This is a genomic window from Proteus sp. MB838 (assembly GCF_054767435.1).
In genome coordinates, this window is sequence record NZ_BAABMO010000009.1 from 12,729 (window position 1) to 37,926 (window position 25,198).

Sequence of the window (25,198 nt, forward strand, 5' to 3'; positions counted from 1 at the left end):
GGCATTAAAAATGGATTATACGCTCACCCGCATAGATCCGAACGGTGAGAATGACCGTTATCCCCTGCAATCACAGGAAATTGTCAGTGACCCGTTAGATGCTCACGTTCATCGCAGCGTGTATATGGGAAAACTGGAACATGCGTTACATGACGTTGTGAACTGGGGCAGAAAAAACTCTTTATGGCCATATAATTTTGGTCTTTCCTGTTGTTACGTTGAAATGGTGACGTCATTTACTGCGGTCCATGACGTAGCGCGTTTTGGTTCTGAAGTATTACGTGCTTCCCCTCGTCAAGCTGACTTTATGGTGGTTGCAGGAACCTGCTTTACAAAGATGGCGCCCGTTATTCAGCGTTTATACGATCAGATGCTAGAGCCTAAGTGGGTTATTTCCATGGGAGCTTGCGCTAACTCTGGTGGTATGTATGACATCTATTCGGTAGTGCAAGGTGTTGATAAATTCATTCCTGTTGATGTGTATATCCCAGGATGCCCACCTCGTCCAGAAGCTTATATGCAAGCATTGATGTTATTACAAGAGTCCATTGGTAAAGAACGTCGCCCATTATCTTGGGTGGTGGGCGACCAAGGCGTTTACCGTGCCAATATGCAGTCAGAACGAGAAAGAAAACACGGTGAGCGGATCGCAGTAAAAAATCTGCGTACTCCAGACGAAATTTAAAGGCTTTTGCCTAAGACGTAACCAGAGCAATGTGTTGCGATCATAGTAACCCTGATCAAAGTTGTGGTGAATAGAAATGACCGATCAGATAGCGCAAAATAGCGCACGGCCAGCGTGGGAAACCAGCGATCATATTGATGATCAGGTGGTTAACGAACTGCGTCAGAAATTTGGGCCAGATGCGTTTACATTCCAGCCGACTCGTACCGGCATGCCAGTGGTATGGGTTAAGCGGGAACAACTTATTGAGGTTATGCAATACCTCAAATCTTTACCAAAACCATATGTCATGCTGTACGACTTGCATGGCGTTGATGAGCGTGTACGCACGCATCGTCAAGGCTTGCCGGCAGCTGATTTTTCCGTTTTCTATCATCTGATATCACTCGATCGTAATAAAGATATCATGCTGAAAGTCGCATTAAGTGAAAAAGATCTTAATCTACCGACTCTCACTTCTATCTTTCCGAACTCGAATTGGTATGAGCGTGAAGTGTGGGATATGTTTGGGATCGTCTTTAACGGACACCCTAATCTACGCCGTATTATGATGTTGCCGAATTGGGAAGGTCATCCACTGCGTAAAGATTATCCCGCTCGTGCGACAGAATTTGATCCTTATGTGCTGACTAAGCAGAAAGAGGATCTGGAAATGGAATCACTGACCTTTAAACCAGAAGAGTGGGGAATGAAACGCGGTACTGAGAATGAGGACTTTATGTTCTTAAACCTTGGTCCTAATCACCCATCTTCTCACGGTGCATTCCGTATTATTTTGCAACTTGATGGCGAAGAAATCGTCAACTGTGTACCTGATGTTGGTTATCACCATCGTGGTGCAGAGAAAATGGGCGAGCGTCAATCATGGCATAGTTATATTCCTTATACCGACCGAATTGAATACCTTGGTGGTTGTGTTAACGAAATGCCTTATGTACTGGCGGTGGAAAAGCTTGCCGGTATTGAAGTACCTGAGCGCGTTAAAGTCATTCGTGTCATGCTGTCTGAGCTATTTCGTATTAATAGCCATTTACTGTATATCAGTACCTTTATCCAAGATGTTGGTGCGATGACACCGGTATTCTTTGCCTTTACTGATCGTCAAAAAGTTTACGATATTGTGGAAGCAATCACCGGTTTCCGTATGCATCCGGCATGGTTCCGTATCGGTGGTGTTGCCCACGATTTACCAAAAGGATGGGAACGCTTACTACGTGAATTCTTAGATTGGATGCCAAAACGTCTTGATTCTTACGTTAAAGCCGCCTTGCAAAACAGCATTTTAAAAGGCCGTACCATTGGTGTTGCCTCTTATAACGCTAAAGAAGCGTTAGATTGGGGGGTAACGGGTGCCGGGCTTCGTGCTACAGGGGTTGAGTTTGACGTGCGTAAATGGCGTCCATACTCAGGGTATGAAAACTTTGAGTTTGAAATTCCAGTGGCAAGCAATGGTGACTGTTACGATCGTGTCATGCTGAAAGTCGAAGAATTACGTCAAAGCTTACGTATTCTCGAGCAGTGCTATAAAAATATGCCAGCAGGGCCATTTAAAGCCGACCATCCACTGACGACTCCGCCACCAAAAGAGCGCACATTACAGCATATTGAAACCATGATTAACCACTTCTTACAGGTTTCATGGGGCCCTGTTATGCCTGCGAATGAATCATTCCAGATGGTGGAAGCCACTAAAGGGATCAACAGCTATTATTTAACCAGTGATGGCAGCACGATGAGCTATCGTACGCGTATTCGTACGCCAAGTTTTGCTCACCTGCAACAAATCCCAGCGGTTATCCGCGGTAGTCTGGTTTCTGACTTGATTGTCTATCTGGGAAGTATCGATTTTGTAATGTCGGATGTGGATCGTTAATCATGCAAAATGAATTAAACCATAAAGAGGATGCCGCGAAGATTGAAATCGTTGATGTAACTCATTCAAAGAAAAACACGTTTGTTTTAACGCAAGAAGAGCGTGCTGAAATTGAACAAGAAAAACATCACTATGAAGATCCCCGTGCTGCATCGATTGAAGCGCTGAAAATAGTGCAAAAAAATCGAGGTTGGGTTGAAGACGGTGCTATCTATGCTATTGCCGATGTGCTTGGTATACCGGCTAGCGATGTAGAAGGGGTAGCAACCTTTTATAGTCAAATTTTCCGCCAACCCGTCGGCCGTCACATTATTCGTTTTTGTGACAGTGTGGTTTGCCATATTACAGGTTATCAAGGCATTCAGGCAGCTATTGAGAAGCACCTCAATATCCTTCCTGGCCAAACAACACCAGATGGTCGTTTTACCTTACTGCCAACCTGTTGTTTAGGTAACTGTGACAAAGGTCCTACTATGATGGTAGATGACGATACTCACAGTTTTGTTAAACCTGAAGAGATTGAAACGTTACTGGAGCAGTATCCATGACAGCAATTTCAGGAGCAAAACCGATTATTCGTAGCGCAGAAACGCATCCGCTAACGTGGCGCTTACGTGATGATCGTCAGCCAGTATGGCTGGATGAATACCGTGCAAAAAACGGTTATAAAGCGGCAGAAAAAGCATTAAAAAGCATGGCACCTGATGAGGTGACCTCTGAAGTTAAAGATGCAGGCTTAAAAGGACGTGGTGGTGCTGGATTCTCAACAGGCTTGAAATGGAGCCTGATGCCAAAAGATGAAAGTATGAATATCCGTTACATCCTTTGTAATGCAGATGAAATGGAGCCGGGAACCTATAAAGACCGCCTGTTAATGGAAGAACTGCCACATCTGTTAATCGAAGGGATGATTATCGGTGCGCATGCACTGAAAGCTTATCGTGGTTATATTTTCCTACGTGGTGAATATATTGAAGCGGCTAAGCACCTGCGTCATGCTATTGAAGAAGCCAAAGCAGCAGGTTTTTTAGGCAAAAATATCTTCGGCTCTGGTATCGATTTTGAGCTATTTGTTCACACAGGAGCAGGTCGTTATATCTGTGGTGAAGAAACAGCACTAATCAACTCACTGGAAGGTCGTCGTGCTAACCCTCGCTCGAAACCGCCATTCCCTGCAACCTCCGGTGCTTGGGGAAAACCTACCTGCGTGAATAACGTTGAAACGCTGTGTAACGTACCCGCGATTATTGAGCATGGCAAAGATTGGTATATCGGTTTAAGCGCCGGTAAAAGTCCAGATGCAGGTACCAAATTAATGGGATTCTCTGGTCGCGTGAAATATCCAGGCTTATGGGAATTACCTTTTGGTACTACAGCTCGTGAAATCTTAGAAGATTATGCGGGGGGGGTGCGTGATGGGCTGAAATTAAAAGCTTGGCAACCCGGTGGTGCAGGAACGGATTTCTTAACAGAAGATCATCTCGATCTCCCTATGGATTTTGGCACGATCGCCAAAGCTGGTAGCCGTTTAGGTACTGCGTTGGCGATGGCGGTAGATAATGAAATTAACATGGTTTCATTAACCCGTAACTTGGAAGAGTTCTTTGCGCGCGAATCTTGTGGCTGGTGTACACCTTGTCGTGATGGCTTGCCATGGAGTGTCGAAATCTTACGCGCGATAGAAAAAGGTCAAGGTCGTCCTGGTGATATTGAGACTCTTGAGCACCTCTGCCGCTCTTTAAGCCCAGGGCACACATTCTGTGCTCACGCACCAGGGGCAGTAGAGCCTTTACAAAGCGCAATCAAATATTTCCGTGAAGAATTTGAGGCTGGCATTATTCAAGAAGACTATACCAATGCCAATCTTATCCGTGGTATTCAGCCTAACTTGCTGAAAAGCCGCTGGTAGTTTTTCACGATACATTCTAGGTTTAACGCCTGCAATGCAGGCCTTTGGGAAGCATGCTGACTATGGCTACGATTCATGTAGACGGCAAAGAATATGAAGTTAACGGGGCTGATAACCTGTTAGAAGCCTGTCTTAATTTAGGCTTAGATATTCCTTATTTTTGCTGGCACCCAGCGCTGGGAAGCGTTGGCGCTTGCCGCCAGTGTGCGGTTAAGCAGTATCAAAATGCTGAGGATACCCGCGGTCGTTTGGTAATGTCTTGTATGACACCTGCGGCTGATGGCACGTTTATCTCCATTGATGACGAAGAAGCGAAAAAATTCCGCGAAAGCGTTGTTGAATGGTATATGACTAACCATCCTCACGATTGTCCTGTTTGTGAAGAAGGGGGGAACTGCCACCTTCAAGATATGACCGTTATGACAGGTCATACTATGCGTCGCTATCGCTTTACTAAGCGTACACATAGAAACCAAGAGTTAGGGCCGTTTATTTCTCATGAAATGAACCGCTGTATTGCTTGTTACCGCTGTGTTCGTTACTACAAAGATTATGCTGATGGCACTGATCTGGGTGTCTTTGGTGCACATAACAACGTGTTCTTTGGACGGGTTGAAGATGGCACATTAGAGAGCGAATTCTCAGGTAACTTAGTTGAGATTTGTCCAACGGGTGTCTTTACTGACAAAACTCACTCATCACGTTATAACCGTAAGTGGGATATGCAGTTTGCCCCTAGTATTTGCCAAGGTTGTAGCATGGGTTGCAATATCAGCCCAGGTGAGCGCTATGGTGAATTGCGTCGTATTGAAAACCGTTATAACGGTACAGTAAACCGTTACTTCCTTTGTGATCGTGGTCGTTTTGGCTACGGTTATGTCAATTTAGCGAGTAGACCTCGTCAACCTAAAAAACGTTTAGGCAGTAACTGGCTTGAAATCAGTGCAGCACAAGCAACGCAAGCCGCTGCAGAAATGCTGAAGAAAGGGCAACGTGTTGTCGGTATCGGCTCACCACGAGCCAGTATTGAAAGCAACTTTGCTTTACGTGAAGTGGTTGGTGCTGAAAATTTCTATAGTGGTATTTCGGCTGCCGAGCAGGCTCGCTTGACCTTAATGCTGGATATTTTACAAAAAGGTGGCGTTTATACTCCATCTCTCCGTGAGATTGAAGACTATGACGCAGTACTGGTGTTAGGTGAAGACTTAACACAGACAGGTGCTCGTATGGCACTGTCAGTACGTCAAGCCGTAAAAGGTAAAGCACGTGAGATGGCTGCTGCACAAAAAGTGGCTGATTGGCAAATTGCCGCCATCATGAATATCGGTCAACGGGCGAAATATCCACTGTTTGTCACCCATGTTGATGAAACTCGTCTGGATGATGTTGCCGCTTGGAGTTATCGTGCGCCGGTGGTTGAACAAGCGCGTTTAGGTTTTGCCATTGCTCATCATATTAATGGTGAAGCCCCTGCGGTTGATGGCTTAGATGAAGCGTTGAATAAACAGATTGACATGATTGTTCAAGCCTTATCGCAAGCGAAAAAACCGTTAATCATTAGTGGTAGTCATGCGGGTAGCGAAGAGGTTATCAAAGCGGCTGCTAATATCGCTTTTGCCTTAAAAGCCAAGGGGAGCGAAGTTGGTCTCTCTTATGTGGCAGATGATGCCAATAGCATGGGGCTGGCGATGATGAAAGCGAAACCACTGGATGACGCATTGAAAGTGATGCGTAGTGGTCAAGCAGATAGCGCTATTGTGATGGAAAACGACTTGTATCGCCATTTTGCCGCCGACGTCATTGATGACGCGATTGCTAAAGTGGATCACCTAATTGTGATTGACCATCAGCAAACTGAGATCATGGAAAAAGCACACCTTGTGTTACCTGCTTCCTCCTTTGCTGAAAGTGATGGCACTATGGTGAGTCAAGAGGGCAGAGCGCAACGTTACTTCCAAGTGTTTGAACCTTCTTTCTATAACAAAGAAGTGGTGATGCATGAAAGTTGGCGTTGGCTAAGTGCTGTTGATTCACAATGGCATGAAGGTAATCTTGACTGGACGCAGTTAGATCATGTGATTGAGCTATGTGCAACGCGTCTACCGCAATTTGCCGGTATTGTGAATGCGGCACCTAATGCATCATTCCGTATTCGTGGTCAAAAATTAGCCCGTGAACCGCATCGTTATAGTGGTCGTACTTCCATGTTGGCAAATGTTTCAGTACATGAACAGCGTCAACCGAAAGATATCGATAGCCCATTTGCTTTCTCTATGGAAGGAAACAACAGTCCAACGGCTCCTCGCCAGCAAATTCCATTTGCATGGGCACCGGGTTGGAACTCACCACAAGCATGGAATAAGTTCCAGTCTGAAGTAGGGGGAAGCTTACGTTTTGGTGATCCGGGTGTACGCTTAATCGAATGTAGTGATAACACATTAGGTTATTTCACTGATATTCCACCAGCCTTTAACCTAGTTGAAAATCAATGGGTTGTAGCTCCTTACTATCGTCTGTTTGGTAGCGAAGAGTTATCGCAACGTTCACAAGTGATCCAACAACGTATGGACAACGCTTATTTAACCGTGAGTGAATCTGATGCCATCGCATTAGCATTATCTCAAGGTCAACAAGCGATGTTTACTTGCGAAGGTCGTGAATTCACCTTACCTGTGAAAATCAGTGCTCACTTAACTCGAGGTCAAATTGGCCTTCCGTTAGGGATGGCTGGCATTTCGCCATCACTGGTGGGTGTATCGGTTCGTCAACTGCGGGGTATTGCATAATGAGCTGGTTATCTCCTGAAGTTACAGAGATTTTACTCACTGTTTTAAAAGCCGTGGTGATCTTGCTGGTGGTTGTCACTTGTGGTGCTTTTATGAGTATGGGGGAGCGTCGTCTACTGGGGTTATTCCAAAACCGTTATGGGCCTAACCGTGTAGGTTATGCAGGTTCAGCACAGTTAATTGCGGATATGATCAAAATGTTCTTTAAAGAGGACTGGATCCCAAAATTTGCTGATCGCTTTATCTTTACCATAGCACCAGTGATTGCCTTTTCTTCCTTATTATTGTCATTTGCTATTGTGCCAGTTAGCTCAACCTGGGTTGTGGCTGATTTAAACATTGGTATTTTATTTTTCTTGATGGTAGCGGGTTTAGCGGTGTATGCCGTTTTATTTGCTGGCTGGTCAAGTAACAATAAATATTCGTTATTAGGTGCAATGCGTGCTTCAGCACAAACAGTTAGTTATGAGGTTTTCTTAGGACTTTCTATTTTAGGTGTTGTGGCACAAGCGGGTTCGTTTAACTTAACGGATATTGTCAATTCGCAAGCCCATATGTGGAACATTATCCCACAATTCTTTGGCTTTATTACCTTTGCGATTGCTGGCGTTGCCGTTTGTCACCGTCATCCTTTTGACCAACCCGAAGCAGAGCAAGAGTTGGCTGATGGTTATCACATTGAATATTCCGGTATGAAATTCGGTCTGTTCTTTGTCGGTGAATATATCGGTATCGTTGCCGTTTCTGGCTTAATAGTGACGTTATTCTTCGGTGGTTGGCAAGGTCCTTTCTTACCGTCATTCGTTTGGTTTGCACTGAAAACAGGATTCTTCATGATGATGTTTATTCTGATCCGTGCATCATTACCGCGTCCGCGTTATGACCAAGTGATGGCTTTTGGTTGGAAGATCTGCTTACCGTTAACTTTAATCAATCTGTTGGTCACTGCTGCAGTGATCCTCTACAACGCTCAATAAGGGGTGATTGAACCATGACTTTAAAAGAGTTAGTGACTGGTTTCGGCACCCAGGTACGCAGCATTTGGATGATTGGCTTACACGCCTTTGCCAAACGCGAAACGCAGATGTACCCGGAAGAACCTGTCAATGTTGCACCGCGTTATCGTGGACGTATTGTATTGACCCGTGATCCTGATGGTGAAGAGCGTTGTGTTGCTTGTAACTTGTGCGCAGCGGTGTGCCCTGTTGGTTGTATCTCATTACAAAAAGCAGAACATGAAGATGGTCGTTGGTATCCTGAGTTTTTCCGTATCAACTTTTCGCGTTGTATCTTTTGTGGCTTATGTGAAGAAGCATGTCCAACAACGGCTCTACAATTAACCCCTGATTTCGAAATGGGTGAATTTAAGCGTCAAGATCTGGTTTATGAAAAAGACGATTTATTAATTTCAGGGCCTGGTAAATATCCTGAATATAACTTTTACCGTAAAACAGGTATGGCGATTAATGGCAAAGATAAAGGTGAAGCAGATGATGAAGCGAAACCTATCGATGTCAAAAGCCTGTTACCGTAAGGAGCGATATTCATGGAATTTGCATTTTATATTGCAGGACTGATTTCAATCCTTGCCACTTTGAGAGTAATAACGCATACCAATCCGGTACACGCGCTGCTGTATCTGATTGTTTCATTAATTGGCCTTTCAGTGGTGTTCTTCTCGTTAGGTGCCTATTTTGCAGGTGCTTTAGAGATCATCGTTTACGCCGGCGCGATTATGGTGCTATTCGTATTCGTTGTGATGATGCTTAACTTAGGAAAATCGGTCGTTGAGCAAGAGAGAAAATGGTTACAGCCTAGATTTTGGATAGGGCCGGCGATTTTGTCTCTGGTACTGTTAATTGTATTGGTTTATGCAATTAGTAGTGTCACTCATGGTGAGATTAGTGGCGAGATTATTGGGGCGAAAGAAGTCGGTATTAGCTTATTTGGGCCTTATATTCTGGCTGTTGAGTTAGCCTCCGTTCTCTTATTGTCAGGATTAATTGTTGCTTATCACATCGGTCGTGATCAGAGCCATGACGATCTCGTCGAAAACGAAAAAGTAGGGGAGCCAAAATGATACCTCTTCAACATGGTTTGATCTTGGCTGCGGTACTATTTGTGTTAGGTTTTACTTGCTTAGTACTTCGCCGCAACCTGTTATTTATGTTGATCGGACTCGAAATTATGATTAATTCAGCTGCGCTAGCCTTTGTGGTTGGTGGTAGCTATTGGGGTCAAACAGATGGTCAGATTATGTATATTCTGGCAATCAGTTTGGCAGCGGCAGAGGCAAGTATTGGCTTGGCATTGTTATTACAACTTCATCGTCATCGCCAAAACCTCAATATTGATACAGTCAGTGAGATGCGCGGATGAATATACTCTATTTAACCTTTGTGCTACCACTGCTGGGATTTTTACTGCTCGCATTCTCAGGTGGTCGTTGGTCTGAAAATGTATCAGCATGGATTGGCACGGGCGCTGTTGGTTTATCAGCTTTAGTGACACTTTGGGTGGGGATAGATTTCTTTGCTCACGGACAAGAAACAGAAGCCTTAACACTCTGGACTTGGATGTCAGCGGGGAACTTTACTATCCCATTTACGTTGGTGCTTGATGGCCTATCATTAACCATGCTAGGTGTTATCACTGGCGTTGGTTTTCTTATTCATATGTATGCATCTTGGTATATGCGTGGTGAAGAAGGATATTCTCGCTTCTTTGCTTATACCAACTTATTTATCGCGAGTATGGTTGTTTTAGTATTGGCTGATAATATGATGCTGATGTATATGGGTTGGGAAGGGGTTGGTTTATGTAGTTACTTATTAATTGGTTTCTACTATAACAACCCAGCTAATGGCGCGGCAGCAATGAAAGCATTTATTGTTACCCGTATTGGTGATGTCTTCTTAGCTATCGGTATGTTTATCCTGTTTGATCAATTAGGTACGCTAAGTTTCCGCGAAATGGCGGTATTGGCTCCTGAACAACTGACCGCAGGATCAAGCATCATTAACTGGGCAATGTTAATGGTCTTAGGGGGTGCGGTAGGTAAATCAGCACAACTGCCATTACAAACTTGGTTAGCGGATGCGATGGCCGGTCCAACACCTGTTTCTGCGTTGATCCACGCCGCCACCATGGTTACCGCTGGTGTGTACTTAGTTGCCCGTAGTAATGCGCTATTCTTAATGGCACCTGATATCTTAGAATTAGTCGGTATCGTTGGTGCAGTGACATTAGTATTAGCGGGTTTTGCGGCTTTAGTACAAACCGATATCAAGCGTATTCTTGCTTACTCAACCATGAGTCAAATTGGTTATATGTTCTTGGCGTTGGGTGCTCAAGCATGGGATGGCGCAATTTTCCACTTAATGACTCACGCGTTCTTTAAAGCATTACTGTTCTTATCTGCAGGTTCAGTGATTATTGCCTGCCATCATGAACAGAATATCTTTAAGATGGGCGGGTTACGTAAGAAGATCCCATTTGTTTATGCATGCTTTTTAATTGGCGGAGGTGCCTTAGCGGCATTACCACTGTTAACAGCAGGGTTCTTCAGTAAAGATGAAATCTTATGGGGTACGTACGCAAACGGACATTTCAATTTAATGTTAGCAGGTTTAATTGGCGCATTCTTTACGTCACTTTATACCTTCCGTTTAATTTTCATCGTATTCCATGGTGAAACCAAAACCGAAGCACACCAAGTTAAAGGCTTCACTCATACTTTCCCATTAGCGGTATTAGCGTTGTTATCAACCTTTATTGGGGCGTTAATTACCCAACCGTTAGGCGATGTTTTCCCAGAAAGCACCGTTACTCATGAAGGTAAGTATGTATTAGAAATCCTTTCTGGTGTGGTAGCGATTGTAGGCGTTGCCATTGCAGCATGGTTATACCTGAAACAGCGTCAACTTGTTTCTCAGGTGGCAAATACCAAAACAGGGCGTTTCTTCTCAACATGGTGGTTCCACGCATGGGGATTTGATGCACTGTATGAGGTGCTGTTTGTCAAACCTTATAAAGGTGCGGCATGGCTTATCCAAAATGATCCTGTTAACCAATTCTTTAATCTCTTTGGTTGTCTCTTTAAAGGCGCCAATAAAGGCTTGAGTTTCAGTGAAAACGGATTAGCGCGTTGGTATGCGGCTTCTCTCGGTTTAGGTGCAGTGCTGGTTATCGCTCTGCTGCTTCTGGTTTAATTAAGGGACACATTGCGCCATGTTATTACCCTGGCTAATACTTATTCCCTTCATCGGTGGCCTGCTAAGTTGGCAGGCTGAACGAATCGGCTCGCAAGTTCCTCGCTGGGTTGCGTTGCTGACGATGGGATTAACACTCGTTATTTCTGTGCAACTGTGGTTGCAAGGTGACTATCAACTGATTAGTGTTGATGGTGCACCTCGCTGGACAGAGTTTTACTTTGTACCGTGGATCCCTGCTTTGGGGATTAATATTCAGTTTGCACTTGATGGCATGTCATTATTGATGGTGGTATTAACTGCTATTTTAGGTATTTTAGCGGTGCTCTCTTCATGGAGCGAAAATCAACCATCTCAAGGGGCTTTCCATTTCAACCTGCTGTGGATCTTAGCAGGTGTTATGGGGGTATTCTTAGCGACTGACTTGTTCTTATTCTTCTTCTTTTGGGAAATGATGTTGATCCCAATGTATTTCCTTATCTCTCTTTGGGGACATAAAGGAAGTAGCGATGAAAAACATGTTAGTGCAGCAACTAAGTTCTTTATTTATACACAGGCGAGTGGCTTGTTAATGTTGCTGGCCATTATCGGTTTAGCTGTCGCTTTTTACAGCAAAACAGGTATTTGGACGTTTAATTATGACACCTTACTACAAGCGCACACCTTATTAGGTAGTGAACTGCAATTTATTCTGATGCTTGGCTTCTTTGCTGCATTCGCAGTAAAAATGCCAATTGTCCCCGTTCATGGCTGGCTAGCTGATGCACATGCAGAAGCACCAACGGCGGGCTCTGTTGACTTATCAGGTATTTTGCTAAAAACAGCCGCTTACGGTTTATTACGTTTTAACTTACCGTTATTCCCAGAAGCGTCTGCATTACTGGCACCTGTTGCGATGTGGCTAGGCTTAATCACCGTATTCTACGCTGCACTGTTAGCATTCCGTCAAACGGATATTAAACGTCTGGCCGCTTACAGTAGTATTTCTCACATGGGCTTTATCGTAATTGCGATTTATGCTGGCTCTGTTTTGGCTTACCAAGGTGCGATTATTCAAATGATCACCAATGGTTTGTCTGCTGCCGGTCTGTTTATCATGTGTGGCATGCTGTATGAGCGTTTAGGTACGCGTGATATGAATCAAATGGGTGGATTGTGGAAAAGCATCCGTTTCTTACCAGCATTTTCACTGTTCTTTGCGGTTGCCTCTTTAGGTATGCCAGGAACAGGTAACTTTGTTGGTGAGTTTATGATCCTATTTGGTACTTATGGCCACTTTAAGCTGATCACTATTATTTCGGTCTTTGGGTTAGTTTTTGCTTCTGTCTACGCTTTGTGGATGATGCAACAGGCTTACTATGGTTCACCGAAAACAGCAGAAAGAACCTATAAAGGGTTAAATCTGAGAGAATTTTTGATCCTGTTTATCTTGGTGGTTTTATTGGTTATTTTGGGCTTCTTCCCACAACCAGTATTAGATACTTCGATATCAGCAATGGAAAATCTCCAGACTTGGTATTCCGCTTCTCTTTCAACAGTAAGGCTGTAATTCGCCATGACAATAACTCCTGAACAATTGATCGCAATGCTACCGCTGTTAGTCGTCATCTTGACGGTGGTGGTTGTGATGCTGTCCATTGCGTGGCGACGCGATCACTTTACTATTGCCACCTTGACAGCAACTGGTTTTATCATCGCTCTCGGATCACTTTACTACGTTAATGCATTAGGCGTAGTTGATGTGACCACCCTCTACCATGTAGATGGTTATTCCAGCTTTTTCACGGCATTAACTATTATTGCTGGTTTAGGCACGGTTGCTTTTGCTTATCCTTGGTTGGAAGGCTATCAAGATAATAAAGAAGAGTTTTATATGCTGGTGGCGATTGCTGTCATTGGCGGTATTTTACTCTCTTCTGCACACCACTTGGCGTCAATGTTTATTGGTATTGAGTTACTAACATTGCCGTTATTTGGTCTGATTGGTTATGCTTTCCAACAACGTCCTTCACTGGAAGCGAGCATTAAATATATGCTGCTTTCTGCGGCGGCCTCTTCTTTCTTGTTATTTGGTATGGCACTACTTTATGCTGAAGCAGGAAATCTCTCCTTTACGGCGATGGGGCAAAGTTTAAGTGATAGCAATATCCATAAACCATTAGTACTTGCTGGGTTAGGCATGATGTTAGTGGGAATTGGTTTTAAGCTCTCTTTATTCCCATTCCAATTATGGACACCGGATGTATACCAAGGTGCACCAGCACCAACAGGTGCATTTTTAGCGACAGCGAGCAAGATTGGTATATTTGCGGTAGTGATGCGCTTATTCCTTGAAGCACCGGCGGCGGATAGCGAAACATTACGCATGATCTTAGGCTTTATGGCTATTGCCTCTATCCTGTTTGGTAATATCATGGCGCTGACTCAGAAGAACGTAAAACGTTTACTCGGTTACTCTTCTGTCTCTCACCTTGGTTATTTACTGGTTGCATTAATTGTCTTGCAATATAGCCCTATACTGGCACAAGAAACCGCTGAGATTTATTTAGCAGGTTATCTCTTTGCAAGTTTAGGTGCATTTGGTGCGATTGCTGTGGCTTCTAGCCCGTACAATAAAGGTGAATTAGAGTCTCTTGAAGATTATCGTGGGCTTTTCTGGCGTCGTCCTGTTGCTGCCATCGTGATGTCATTAATGATGCTATCACTGGCAGGGGTACCAATAACATTAGGCTTTATTGGTAAACTGTATGTTATTCTTGCTGGTATTGATTCAAGTTTGTGGTGGTTAACAGGCATGGTGGTGTTAGGTAGTGCGATAGGTTTATTCTACTATCTACGTGCTGCAGCTATCGTTTTCTTACGCAAACCAGATAACGATAATGCACCAGCGGTTACGACCACATCACAAAATATGGCAACATTAATTACTTTAGTTTGCGCCATTATCGTGGTTGTATTAGGTGTATGGCCACAACCATTGATTGAGCTGACACGTTTTGCAATTATTGCACCTGCGATAAATTAATTTTTATCTGCCCGTTGTTATGATAAAGAGCCTGATATTTTATCAGGCTCTTCAAATGACTGACAAAGTCCCCGTTTTTTAGTTAGAACTTTGATCTACTCAGGTTAGTACAAATAGTGAGCTAACCGATATGTTAAAAGAATACCTCCCCCAGCAATTTTTGTTCGCAGCAATCCCCCTTGATAAACTTGTTCCTGAAGATGACCTTATTCACTGTTGTTTCAATTGTGGAATGATCCCAACATTCAGATAATTGAATTTGTAGTACTTAGAGCTCAAGCGGAAAAATAATAGAACTAATTTATGAACAGAATTGATCTATACTACTCTAAACGTGGAGGGAAGAGGGATATCTGGTGCTTATTAAATCTAGTTTTTTTATCACATTAATATCACTATTTATAAGTATTGTTGTTTTTTACTTAGAAACAGTTCATGAGTTTTTCTTTAAACTTTATCCCTATTCTGTAAACTCTAAAATAGTTATTGAAATACAGAAAATATTATCATATTCGTTTTTTTTCTTATCTGATAGCTCTTGCTTTAATCACACTATTTTTCATTAAAAAAATTAATTTTGATAAAAAATTCCGTTTTATCATATATTTATTAATTCCCTATATAATCAATATGATTGTTTGGTATTTTAATGGATATCAAGTTATTAATTATAAATATACTTCAGTAATGGTTACTGATTTTTTATTTATATCCTATGTCATACACTTCATTTTTATTATTCCTATCATTGCATATATACTGGATTACACTTTCCGTTTTAAAATAAAAAAGTGAATGCACCAGATTATATTGAACGGCTCTATATCTACTATACCAATCATACCCCCTGTTTTAAGGGGGTTATGATGTCTGGCTAGTGAAAATATTATTGATAATGGTGTGAAAAGTGATTAAGGAATACAAGATGAGGTGAGAGCACGGTTTTTGCCTCGGAAAGATTGCGTTTTAATTGTATCAGTTGCTCTATTAATGTATGCCAATACTGCTCTAATAGCGATAATTGTTGATTTAACATATCAATATATTGATTGATTTCTGTGACTGCATAATAACGACTTAGTGTAAATAAGAGAGCTTGTTTTTTCTGTTCTAGTTTGGTTAGATTTTTTATCTGTATCAAATAGTTATCAATAAGAGTATGACGTGTCTCTACCAGTTTTTGGTAAGAAAACCCTTTCTCCAGATGGGTAAAAAATTGCTTTAGCAGATCGATAAAAACAGAGAGAATATCTTTTTCTGAAGAAGCCAACTGCAGTTTAGAAATTGTCTGTTTACTTGGCAGGTGAGAGGTAAAAAAATCGAGGATATTTTTATTATAAATAATATCTTCACTTTTAGTAATTATATCGAGTTGTTCTTTAATTTCATTAATCGATAACTTTTGCTTGGCAATTTTCTCATTGATTTCAATAGATATTTCTTCTTTATTTCTAATTAATTTATCTATTTCACTAATAATAGTGGTGGTTGTTAAGAGCTGTTTTTTATCATTAATAAAACGGATGTGCTTTTCTATAATTTCTATAGATTCAGTTAATTCATCTTTAAATAACTGTTCAATAAACTTTTTCTCTTGGTGCAGTTTTTCTGATAATTGCTGTGTCAACTCTCTATCAGCCATTGCATGATTAATTTCATTAATATTTTTAAATATCCCTGTTAACAATTTCTGGTTTAGCCGGCTTTTTAGCAGAATAGAGAAAATAATTATTTCATCATAAATTTTATTATTGTTTATTGATATGGTAATAAGATTATGATTTAAGATATTATCATGTTCAAATAGTTCAGAAGTTATTTTTCTAATTGATTTAATAGTATGGAAAAATTGATTGCAATCAAATTCCTGTAATTGCGAAGTTACGCTATTCATAACATTTCCTTTTGTTATTTAGATGAATAAAAAGAGGATAAAGCTTCATCAAATACCGCCATCATTTCCTTTGAGTAACCGACCACCATATACCAAGGTGCAATGATTTTTTCTAAATAAATACTAAATCTAATTAACTCCATTGCATTATCAATTTTTTTTAAATTAATTAATGAAGCATTAATTTCAGTTAAAATTGTTTGCCACATATAAAGAAGATGCTCCACAGACATATCAGCATCTTCAATATATTGTTCTATTTCGTCTAAATCGACTTGAAAACGTTGTAAACACTCAGAAATAGTTGATTGTTGTTTTATTCCTTTATTGATATTATGTAGTTTCTCTATTGTTTCATTTCTTTTTTTACGGATTTTTTCAGCTTTTGAACCAAAGATCCCTCCAGTAATGATCACACCAATAATACCGAATGCTAACCCCGTAAAGGCGAGTTTCACGAAGTGTTGATACTCTTTTTTTAATATTTCAATTTCATTTTCTAATAAAATTCTCTGTTCATTTAGTGAGTCATCACTATTATCAAAAAAATCATTAATATATTTCTTTTTATTAATGATATCATAATAAATTGAATGACATATATTACCTTTACTATTTTCACCTCCCACAATTTCTATTCTAAAATCATAAATCATGTTTTTTATTTTTAAGGTATTATTATATTGCTCATTAATATCATTTTTCATGCTTTCTAAAATGGCAACAAGTTGCTTAGACACTTTTTTATCTTGTGTTGAATATTTTATTGAACTGAGTTCTTCTGGTGTGATATCTTCAATTTTCCTATTTATTTTTTTTATAATTGGCATTTTATTAATAAATGCCAATAGTTGCTCACCTGTACTCGTGATTTCTCTACCGGTGATCTCTAAATCAATAGCTTGCTGTTTTACTGAGTATTCAATTTTTTGCCATTCAAAGGCATGTGTTCTCATATTTAAGAAGAGGGTTTGAATAGTTTCAGCTGATATTTGGGAAATGTTAATATCTTCGTAGCCTAATAATTCAATAATAGTGTCTTTTTGATAAGGTAATTTTAATACTTTATCAATATAAGATTTGATTTTATTAAGATCATAAGGTGTAAAAATACCCGCACTACGTCCATGATCGATATTTTTACCTAGAATTAAGCTAAGAGTGACTTCGGGAAGTTGGTATTGTTCAATCACTTTATCTATATGATCAAGGGTGGTTGTATCCATATAACCTCTCTTATGTATAATTATTTGTTATGATTAAGGCATAATTTAGAAGTGATCTGTTTTCCATTTGCGATTATCTGGTCAATGCTTCTCCTTTGTAACATGAAAACAACAAAAGTTTGATAAATGACAAAGGTTATAATTAATCAGCACTTTGATAATTCTTATAGAGACGTATAATCTTTCTTTTCATTAGTAGTAGGTATTTAGAGTGGAAAAGGTTAATCCTGTGTTTTCGACACTGTACGAAAAAGTTAAAAATATAAATCTGACAGCACAAGATGATCTTTTACATTTGAAAGTTATCTTGCCATCAGAGGTGTCATTTTCCTTACTTTCATGGCTAGCAGCACAAACGTATTACCCGCAATTTTATTGGCAACATCGTGATGAAAGCGAAGAAGTAGCCGCTTGTGGACAAGTTAAGTGCTTTAATCATATCCGTGATGCTCATCGATTTTTAGCAACATATCGGCATTCATTGCATGCTGATGATGTGCGTATTTGGGGATTAAACGCGTGGGATACCATTATTCCAGGGCGTATTGATAAAGAAAAGGGGGATGATGCTTACCTTTTTTTACCTCGTATTGAAATAAGACGTCAGCAACAACTGTCGATCCATATTAATTTATTGGCAGAAGAAGATAAGCAAAGTGCGCTTGCTTTTATTCGCTCACTTAAAAATGCACTGAATATTGCACCTTTATCTGTCAAAGTAACATCTGTAGAGCACTCGTTAACGCAACAGCAATGGACTGACTATCTTAATATTGCTTTAGATGAAATCAATCAAGGTGTATTTGAAAAAGTAGTACCTGCACGGGCAACCTGCTTAAGCTTAGATAATCCGTTAAAAGCTATTCAATTTATGAAAGCAAGTCGAGATGTTAATCATCATTGCTATCATTATATGCTGGCTTTTTCACCTACTGATGCTTTTATGGGCTCATCACCAGAAAGATTGTATAAACGCGATGAATTTGTGCTTTATACCGAAGCGTTAGCGGGCACTGTGGCAAGTTCTGATAATGAACAACAGGCCAGAGCATTTGCTGATTGGCTAATGAACGATAAAAAAAATCAACATGAAAATCTGGTGGTAGTTGATGATATTTGTCAGCGATTACAAGGTGGGATAGAAGGGATTGATGTGTCGTCAGCAGATGTGATCCGCTTACGTAAAGTGCAACATCTGCGTCGCTATATCCACGGTAAACTTATCCATGCTGATGATGTGGATTGTTTACAGCGTTTACAACCTACCGCGGCTGTTTGTGGCTTACCGCGCTCTATTGCGCGCACTTTTATTCGTCAACATGAACCTTTTGAACGCCGTTGGTATGCTGGCTCTGCGGGCTATTTGTCTTTGCCTCATGCCGAATTTGCGGTTAGCCTGCGTTGCGGTGAATTGCATGATGATGCATTAACGCTTTATGCGGGCGCAGGGGTGGTTGCGGGATCTGATCCTTTGCAAGAGTGGGCTGAAATTGAAAATAAAGCAGCAGGTTTACGCACTTTATTAGAAAAAGAGTGTTGAATTCTTTGCAGTTTATCCAATGGCTCTCATAATATATAAACTAGGTGTTGATAAGTAGTACTGATTAGGATGCCATTTAGTGCTACTTTCAACTCGTCACTGCATCTTGTTAATAAATTAATGTTATTCTTGTGCTAGCTAGTGTTATTGCTATCTTTTTGTTAACGATAAAAATTAAGCCTAAAAAGATAAGTACTTTAGCTTAAATAATACACTCTTATCAGAGTTCTTTTTCACGATTTATTTAACGAAAACTTCTGTTCATTGAACTAGGCTAAGGAAAAGTATTTAGGAACAGATATTATAATAGTCATTGCAGGTTTTCGTTATTGGGATGATCAATGTCTAATAGTTCGTTTAATCGCCAATGGGCTAAAGTTATACTGGAAACTTTGACTCGTCATGGTTTACGTCATATCTGTATCGCACCCGGATCACGTTCAACACCTTTAACGCTTGCGGCAGCCGCCAATCATAAACTTATTTGTCATACGCATTTCGATGAGCGTGGTTTAGGTCACTTAGCATTAGGTTTGGCAAAAGCCACTCAACAGCCTGTTGCAGTGATTGTCACCTCAGGTACCGCAGTGGCAAACTTATACCCCGCTTTAATTGAAGCGGGACTTACTGGTGAACGGGTGATTTTTCTTACGGCAGATAGACCGCCTGAACTGATTAATTGTGGCGCCAATCAGGCTATACGCCAACAAGGTATTTTTGCCAGTCATCCCTCAGAAACACTCTCTTTACCACGCCCTACAGCAGATATTTCTGCACGTTGGCTGGTTTCTACATTAGATAATGCCATGAATAATCTTGTGCATGGTGCTTTGCATGTAAACTGCCCTTTTGCAGAGCCATTATATGGTGATGATATAGAGCATGACACACCATGGACACAAGCATTAGGAAAGTGGTGGCAAAGTGATAAACCTTGGTTACAAGAAACGCTTTCTCCCTCTGTGACTACACACCCTCAATGGGATCGACTACGTCAGAAAAAAGGGGTCGTTATTGCTGGACGTATTAGTGCGAAAGAGGGGATTGCCGTTGCCAAATGGGCCTCACAATTGGGATGGCCTCTGTTAGGTGATGTGTTATCACAAACTGGACAACCACTACCTTGTGCTGACTTATGGCTAAATAATCCACAAGTGAAGGCTGAATTAAACCAAGCAGAAATAGTGATCCAATTTGGCTCCAGTTTAACAGGCAAACGCTTATTACAATGGCAAGCGAATTGCTCACCGCAAATGTATTGGGTGATTGATGCTATTCCGGGACGTTTAGATCCGGGGCATCATCAAGGGGAGAAGTTTACCTTATCCCCGAGTCAATGGTTAACGGCACATCCTGCTATTGATAATTTACCTTGGGCGTTGTCATTAAGTCATATTGCTACACAAACTTATCAACATGTTACTGAAGTAACAGACTATTTTGGTGAAGCACAAGTTGCTCATCAGTTAGATCATTTACTTCCTCACAATGGGCAGCTTTTTGTTGGCAATAGTTTAATTGTGCGCTTAATTGATGCTTTTGCACAATTGCCACAGGGCTATCCTGTTATGAGTAATCGTGGTGCTAGTGGCATTGATGGATTACTTTCAACCTCAGCAGGTGTTCATCGAGCCACTCAAAAACCGACGTTAACTATCTTGGGTGATTTATCGGCATTATATGATTTAAATAGTTTGGCACTACATCAACAAGTCTATGCCCCAAATGTGGTGATTATCGTCAATAACAATGGTGGGCAGATATTCTCTATGTTACCGACGCCTATGGCAGAGCGGGAGCGTTTTTACTGTATGCCCCATGCTTTAAATTTTAAACATGCTGCTGCCATGTTTGGTTTAGATTATGTTGCACCAAACTGTTGGGATGATCTGTTTACTACAGTGACTGCATGTTGGCAGGGGGAAGCCAAAACAACATTAATTGAATTGATTGTCAATGAAACTGAGGGTGCTGAAACCTTAAATCAGTTGGTAAAACAGGTAACCGCTTATGACTTTAGCTTGTAGGCAATATAACACGCATAACGAAGGGCCATGGTTAGTTTGGTTGCATGGACTATTAGGAGACAGTCATGAGTGGGAGACCGTCATTAAGGCTTGCCATGAATATCCCTCACTCGTGATTGATTTGCCCCGTCATGGTAACTCTGCCTCTATTGGGGTAAATAATTTTGTCGAGATGAGTGCATTACTCCATGACACTTTAAAAGAATACGATATTAATCATTACTGGCTGATTGGTTACTCTTTAGGTGGCAGAATTGCGATGTATCACGCATGTTTTGGTGAAACATCGGGATTAATGGGATTGATTGTTGAAGGGGGAAACCCAGGTTTATATGATGCAATAGAAAGACAAAACCGTATTGCACATGATAAACGTTGGGCCGCGCGTTTTCGCAATGAACCTATTAATGATGTATTAACGCAATGGTATCAACAGCCTATATTTGCTGATTTAAGCGATGAAATGCGTCAGTTGTTAGTTGAAAAACGCAGTAGTAATGCAGGTTTTTGTATTGCGGAAAGTTTAGAAACACTCTCTTTAGGCCATCAGCCTTGGTTAGTTGCAGAATTACAACAACTCACCTTACCCTTTATTTGGTTGTGTGGTGAGCAAGATAAAAAATTTCAATCAATAGCGCAGCAATATTCGCTGCCATTAACGACTATCCCGCAAGCTGGTCATAATGCCCATCAGGCACAGCCTGATGCTTATGCTGCGGTGATAAACCATGTATTATCCCTCTTTGGTTAAAGGAACCTAATTATGCTTTACCCGAGCGAAGAAAAGCTATATGCACCGATTGAATGGCAGGATTGTTCTGAAGGTTTTGAAGATATCCTCTACCACAAATCTGTCGATGGCATTGCCAAAATTACGATTAACCGCCCGCAAGTGCGTAATGCTTTCCGTCCTTTGACTGTGAAAGAGATGATCCAAGCATTAGCCGATGCACGTTACGATGACTCAATTGGGACTATTATTCTTACTGGTGCTGGCGAAAAAGCGTTTTGTGCCGGTGGTGACCAAAAGATCCGTGGTGACTACGGTGGATACCGTGATGAAAGTGGCACTCACCACTTAAACGTATTAGATTTCCAACGCCAAATTCGTACTTGTCCTAAACCTGTTGTTGCTATGGTGGCTGGCTACTCCATTGGTGGTGGTCATGTCTTACATATGATGTGTGATTTAACCATTGCTGCAGACAATGCCATTTTTGGTCAAACTGGTCCTAAAGTAGGCTCATTTGATGGTGGATGGGGTGCTTCTTATATGGCACGTATTGTCGGGCAGAAGAAAGCTCGCGAAATCTGGTTCTTATGCCGCCAATATAATGCGCAAGAAGCATTAGATATGGGATTGGTAAATACCGTTGTTCCTTATGCTTCTCTTGAAAAAGAAACGGTACGTTGGTGTCGTGAAATGCTAGAAAATAGCCCAATGGCGCTACGTTGCTTGAAAGCAGCATTAAATGCTGACTGTGATGGTCAAGCGGGTCTGCAAGAATTGGCTGGTAATGCAACCATGCTGTTTTATATGACAGATGAAGGTCAAGAAGGACGTAATGCTTTTAATGAAAAACGTCATCCTGATTTCACTAAATTTAAACGTAACCCATAATGCGAAACGCCAAACTCTATTCATTCAGCCTGCCAATGGAGGCAGGTGTTGTTCTGCGCTACCAAAGATTAAAAACGCGTGATGGTTTTCTTGTCTGTTTAGAGCAAAATGGCAAACAAGGTTGGGGTGAAATTTCACCTCTTCCTGAGTTTAGCCATGAAACGTTAGAACAAGCACAAGATGCCGCACAATCTTGGCTAGCAGCTTGGTGTCTAGGTGAAAATCCTACTGACAGTGAATTGCCAAGTGTCGCTTTTGGTATTAGTTGCGCATTAGCAGAGCTTGAAGGCACTTTACCAGAAGAAGCCAATTATCGTGCCGCACCTTTATGCAACGGTGATCCTGATGACTTAATTTTAAGTCTTAATGAAATGAGCGGGGAGAAAGTTGCTAAAGTTAAGGTCGGTCTGTATGAAGCGGTACGAGATGGTATTGTCGTCAACTTATTACTAGAGGCGATCCCCGACTTAAAACTAAGGCTTGATGCCAATCGCAGTTGGACGCCAGCTAAAGCAGAAGGTTTTGCCAAGTACGTGAACCCACAATGGCGCGACCGCATTGCATTTTTAGAAGAGCCATGCAAAACCCCAGAAGAGTCACTCGCCTTTTCACAAGCAACAGGTATCAATATTGCTTGGGATGAGACTGTGCGTGATGAAGGTTTTGAAGTGAAAGCTCAAGAGGGTGTTACGGCGATTGTTATCAAGCCTACGCTAGTAGGAAGTCTTGCTCGTTGCCAATCTATCGTTGAACAAGCACATGCTTTAGGTCTAGAGGCGATTATTAGCTCGAGTATTGAAAGTAGCTTTGGATTGACACAACTGGCAAGAGTGGCTCAGTGGTTAACACCAGATTCTATTCCCGGTTTAGATACCGTTGATCTTATCAAACAACAACTTATTCGTTGTTGGCCAGATGTAGATATTCCGCTTATCACGCTTGAACAGCTTAAGACAGTATGGCAACAGTAGTTAATTTTACACAATGGCCGTGGCATCACTGGGCGCAGCTTAACCCAAATGAAACGGCCATCATATTCGGTGATTCACCTATAACATGGCAACAATTAAGTTGTCATATTAATCAATTGGCGAACCATTTAGCGAAACAGGGTGTTAATACTAAAAGTACCGTGTTGCTACGTGGTAAAAATCATATCCATGTTGTTTTTACGCTACTTGCTGTTTTTCAATGCGGTGCAAAAGTATTACCGTTAGATCCTCAGCTCCCTAAGTCTCTACTTGATGATTTATTACCCCATTTAAACATCGATTTTTATGCTGATTTAAGTGGATCAACACTTGAGTTAGATGCGAGGTTACTCGATCTTTCTGGTGTCGAATTCAATAATAAATCACATCAAGATAAAAATAACATGGCAGGTGTCGCATGGGCATCTTCTCGTATGGCAACACTGATCTTAACCTCTGGATCATCAGGTCTACCTAAAGCCGCTGTGCATACTTTTCAAGCTCATCTTTGTAGTGCAGAAGGTGTTCTTGAATTGATACCCTTTGAAAAAAGCGACAGTTGGTTATTGTCTTTACCTCTCTTTCATGTATCTGGGCAAGGAATTCTTTGGCGTTGGTTATTACGAGGCGCTACCTTGGTAGTGCGTAATATGCACCCCTTTATTGCTGCTTTGCAAGGCTGTACTCATGCTTCTTTAGTGCCAACGCAACTTTGGCGTTTATTACAAAATACACAACAGGATAGTTCGCAGCCCATCACATTAAAAGCGGTTTTATTAGGGGGAGCGATGATCCCAACTGAATTAACCCAATGTGCGGAAAGTAAAGGTATTCAGTGTTGGTGTGGTTATGGCATGACTGAAATGGCCTCTACTGTTTGTGCAAAACGCGCAGATGGTAAAGCGGGAGTTGGTACGCCATTAAAGGGTAAAGCGGTCAGATTAGTGGATAATGAAATCCAGATCAAATCTGATAGTGTTGCATTAGGATATTGGTTTGATGGTCAATTAAAGCCGTTATCACACACCCAGGATGATTGGTATGCAACACGGGATAGAGGTTGTTTTAAAGAGGGGGAATGGTGCATTTTAGGGCGATTAGATAATCTGTTTTTTAGTGCGGGTGAAGGTATACAGCCAGAAGATATTGAAAAGGTGCTAAATAGTCACCCGAATGTTCGCCAAACATTTATTGTCCCGATTGACGATATTGAATTTGGTCAACGTCCCGTTGCTGTTGTTGATACTGATATTGAGACAATTAATCAATTACCACAATGGTATCATACGCGTTTAGCAGGCTTTCAACGTCCCATCGCTTGTTTACTATTACCAGAACAGCTAAAGAATGGAGGGATCAAAATCTCTCGTAAACAAGTGCAACAGTGGGTGAAAGGGCAACAAGTAAATTGATATTGCGATTTTATCGAA

Annotated in this window: 20 protein-coding genes; 18 read left to right on the plus strand and 2 right to left on the minus strand. The window is 41.3% G+C overall.

What is annotated here, in order from left to right:
* The first annotated feature begins 10 nt into the window (after positions 1–10).
* The 12 genes from ACYUCW_RS05685 to nuoN all read left to right on the plus strand — a co-directional run bounded on the left by ACYUCW_RS05685 (position 11) and on the right by nuoN (position 14,489).
* On the plus strand, positions 11–685 hold the full coding sequence (locus ACYUCW_RS05685) for a NuoB/complex I 20 kDa subunit family protein (protein ID WP_004243697.1): 675 nt from the start codon (positions 11–13) through the stop codon (positions 683–685).
* Positions 686–761: 76 nt separating this feature from the next.
* Positions 762–2,558, plus strand: a complete 1,797-nt coding sequence (gene nuoC / locus ACYUCW_RS05690) for an NADH-quinone oxidoreductase subunit C/D (RefSeq protein WP_004243696.1) — start codon at positions 762–764, stop codon at positions 2,556–2,558.
* 2 nt (positions 2,559–2,560) lie between these two features.
* On the plus strand, positions 2,561–3,106 hold the full coding sequence (nuoE, locus tag ACYUCW_RS05695) for an NADH-quinone oxidoreductase subunit NuoE (protein ID WP_004243693.1): 546 nt from the start codon (positions 2,561–2,563) through the stop codon (positions 3,104–3,106).
* Positions 3,103–4,467: an NADH-quinone oxidoreductase subunit NuoF gene (gene nuoF, locus ACYUCW_RS05700; RefSeq protein WP_460408266.1), complete on the plus strand. Its 1,365-nt coding sequence runs from the start codon at positions 3,103–3,105 to the stop codon at positions 4,465–4,467. The genes nuoE and nuoF overlap by 4 nt, the downstream gene beginning before the upstream one ends.
* A gap of 62 nt (positions 4,468–4,529) precedes the next feature.
* Positions 4,530–7,253 (plus strand): NADH-quinone oxidoreductase subunit NuoG, encoded by a 2,724-nt coding sequence (gene nuoG / locus ACYUCW_RS05705; protein ID WP_460408267.1) that lies wholly within the window; start codon positions 4,530–4,532, stop codon positions 7,251–7,253.
* Positions 7,253–8,230: an NADH-quinone oxidoreductase subunit NuoH gene (nuoH, locus tag ACYUCW_RS05710; RefSeq protein ID WP_004243690.1), complete on the plus strand. Its 978-nt coding sequence runs from the start codon at positions 7,253–7,255 to the stop codon at positions 8,228–8,230. The genes nuoG and nuoH overlap by 1 nt, the downstream gene beginning before the upstream one ends.
* Before the next feature lie 14 nt (positions 8,231–8,244).
* A complete protein-coding gene (gene nuoI, locus ACYUCW_RS05715; RefSeq protein WP_004243689.1) occupies positions 8,245–8,787 on the plus strand; it encodes an NADH-quinone oxidoreductase subunit NuoI in 543 nt (180 codons plus the stop codon).
* Positions 8,788–8,799: 12 nt separating this feature from the next.
* Entirely contained in the window at positions 8,800–9,333 is a 534-nt protein-coding gene (gene nuoJ, locus ACYUCW_RS05720; RefSeq protein ID WP_004243688.1) for an NADH-quinone oxidoreductase subunit J, read from the plus strand.
* Positions 9,330–9,632: an NADH-quinone oxidoreductase subunit NuoK gene (nuoK, locus tag ACYUCW_RS05725; protein WP_004243687.1), complete on the plus strand. Its 303-nt coding sequence runs from the start codon at positions 9,330–9,332 to the stop codon at positions 9,630–9,632. The genes nuoJ and nuoK overlap by 4 nt, the downstream gene beginning before the upstream one ends.
* Positions 9,629–11,464, plus strand: coding sequence for an NADH-quinone oxidoreductase subunit L (nuoL, locus tag ACYUCW_RS05730; RefSeq protein WP_163748477.1), 1,836 nt, complete (start codon positions 9,629–9,631; stop codon positions 11,462–11,464). Before nuoK ends, nuoL begins: the two co-directional genes overlap by 4 nt.
* Positions 11,465–11,483: 19 nt before the next feature.
* Positions 11,484–13,013 carry an NADH-quinone oxidoreductase subunit M gene (nuoM, locus tag ACYUCW_RS05735; protein WP_004243685.1) on the plus strand — a complete coding sequence of 510 codons (1,530 nt, stop codon included), beginning with the start codon at positions 11,484–11,486 and terminating at the stop codon, positions 13,011–13,013.
* Between the two features lie 6 nt (positions 13,014–13,019).
* On the plus strand, positions 13,020–14,489 hold the full coding sequence (gene nuoN, locus ACYUCW_RS05740) for an NADH-quinone oxidoreductase subunit NuoN (RefSeq protein WP_049257179.1): 1,470 nt from the start codon (positions 13,020–13,022) through the stop codon (positions 14,487–14,489).
* A gap of 886 nt (positions 14,490–15,375) precedes the next feature.
* Here nuoN and ACYUCW_RS05745 read toward each other — a convergent pair.
* A complete protein-coding gene (locus ACYUCW_RS05745) occupies positions 15,376–16,383 on the minus strand; it encodes an alpha-xenorhabdolysin family binary toxin subunit B (protein ID WP_049257177.1) in 1,008 nt (335 codons plus the stop codon).
* Positions 16,384–16,397: 14 nt separating this feature from the next.
* Entirely contained in the window at positions 16,398–17,609 is a 1,212-nt protein-coding gene (locus tag ACYUCW_RS05750) for an alpha-xenorhabdolysin family binary toxin subunit A (RefSeq protein WP_460408268.1), read from the minus strand.
* Positions 17,610–17,820: 211 nt separating this feature from the next.
* On the opposite strand from ACYUCW_RS05750, the gene ACYUCW_RS05755 reads away from it, so the two are divergent.
* The 6 genes from ACYUCW_RS05755 to menE all read left to right on the plus strand — a co-directional run bounded on the left by ACYUCW_RS05755 (position 17,821) and on the right by menE (position 25,180).
* Positions 17,821–19,149 (plus strand): isochorismate synthase, encoded by a 1,329-nt coding sequence (locus ACYUCW_RS05755; protein WP_049257173.1) that lies wholly within the window; start codon positions 17,821–17,823, stop codon positions 19,147–19,149.
* A gap of 341 nt (positions 19,150–19,490) precedes the next feature.
* Entirely contained in the window at positions 19,491–21,176 is a 1,686-nt protein-coding gene (menD, locus tag ACYUCW_RS05760) for a 2-succinyl-5-enolpyruvyl-6-hydroxy-3-cyclohexene-1-carboxylic-acid synthase (RefSeq protein WP_049236226.1), read from the plus strand.
* On the plus strand, positions 21,160–21,927 hold the full coding sequence (gene menH / locus ACYUCW_RS05765) for a 2-succinyl-6-hydroxy-2,4-cyclohexadiene-1-carboxylate synthase (RefSeq protein WP_163748506.1): 768 nt from the start codon (positions 21,160–21,162) through the stop codon (positions 21,925–21,927). Before menD ends, menH begins: the two co-directional genes overlap by 17 nt.
* A gap of 12 nt (positions 21,928–21,939) precedes the next feature.
* Entirely contained in the window at positions 21,940–22,797 is an 858-nt protein-coding gene (gene menB / locus ACYUCW_RS05770; protein WP_004243669.1) for a 1,4-dihydroxy-2-naphthoyl-CoA synthase, read from the plus strand.
* Complete coding sequence (gene menC, locus ACYUCW_RS05775) at positions 22,797–23,768, plus strand: o-succinylbenzoate synthase (RefSeq protein ID WP_004243667.1); 972 nt, start codon at positions 22,797–22,799, stop codon at positions 23,766–23,768. The genes menB and menC overlap by 1 nt, the downstream gene beginning before the upstream one ends.
* Positions 23,756–25,180, plus strand: coding sequence for an o-succinylbenzoate--CoA ligase (menE, locus tag ACYUCW_RS05780; protein WP_036895262.1), 1,425 nt, complete (start codon positions 23,756–23,758; stop codon positions 25,178–25,180). Before menC ends, menE begins: the two co-directional genes overlap by 13 nt.
* Positions 25,181–25,198: the final 18 nt, after the last annotated feature.

Coding starts and splice junctions, on each gene's coding strand:
- ACYUCW_RS05685 (WP_004243697.1), top strand. CDS start 11: ATGGATTATACGCTCACCCGCATAGATCCGAACGGTGAGAATGACCGT.
- nuoC (WP_004243696.1), top strand. CDS start 762: ATGACCGATCAGATAGCGCAAAATAGCGCACGGCCAGCGTGGGAAACC.
- nuoE (WP_004243693.1), top strand. CDS start 2,561: ATGCAAAATGAATTAAACCATAAAGAGGATGCCGCGAAGATTGAAATC.
- nuoF (WP_460408266.1), top strand. CDS start 3,103: ATGACAGCAATTTCAGGAGCAAAACCGATTATTCGTAGCGCAGAAACG.
- nuoG (WP_460408267.1), top strand. CDS start 4,530: ATGGCTACGATTCATGTAGACGGCAAAGAATATGAAGTTAACGGGGCT.
- nuoH (WP_004243690.1), top strand. CDS start 7,253: ATGAGCTGGTTATCTCCTGAAGTTACAGAGATTTTACTCACTGTTTTA.
- nuoI (WP_004243689.1), top strand. CDS start 8,245: ATGACTTTAAAAGAGTTAGTGACTGGTTTCGGCACCCAGGTACGCAGC.
- nuoJ (WP_004243688.1), top strand. CDS start 8,800: ATGGAATTTGCATTTTATATTGCAGGACTGATTTCAATCCTTGCCACT.
- nuoK (WP_004243687.1), top strand. CDS start 9,330: ATGATACCTCTTCAACATGGTTTGATCTTGGCTGCGGTACTATTTGTG.
- nuoL (WP_163748477.1), top strand. CDS start 9,629: ATGAATATACTCTATTTAACCTTTGTGCTACCACTGCTGGGATTTTTA.
- nuoM (WP_004243685.1), top strand. CDS start 11,484: ATGTTATTACCCTGGCTAATACTTATTCCCTTCATCGGTGGCCTGCTA.
- nuoN (WP_049257179.1), top strand. CDS start 13,020: ATGACAATAACTCCTGAACAATTGATCGCAATGCTACCGCTGTTAGTC.
- ACYUCW_RS05745 (WP_049257177.1), bottom strand. CDS start 16,383: ATGAATAGCGTAACTTCGCAATTACAGGAATTTGATTGCAATCAATTT.
- ACYUCW_RS05750 (WP_460408268.1), bottom strand. CDS start 17,609: ATGGATACAACCACCCTTGATCATATAGATAAAGTGATTGAACAATAC.
- menD (WP_049236226.1), top strand. CDS start 19,491: ATGTCTAATAGTTCGTTTAATCGCCAATGGGCTAAAGTTATACTGGAA.
- menH (WP_163748506.1), top strand. CDS start 21,160: ATGACTTTAGCTTGTAGGCAATATAACACGCATAACGAAGGGCCATGG.
- menB (WP_004243669.1), top strand. CDS start 21,940: ATGCTTTACCCGAGCGAAGAAAAGCTATATGCACCGATTGAATGGCAG.
- menC (WP_004243667.1), top strand. CDS start 22,797: ATGCGAAACGCCAAACTCTATTCATTCAGCCTGCCAATGGAGGCAGGT.
- menE (WP_036895262.1), top strand. CDS start 23,756: ATGGCAACAGTAGTTAATTTTACACAATGGCCGTGGCATCACTGGGCG.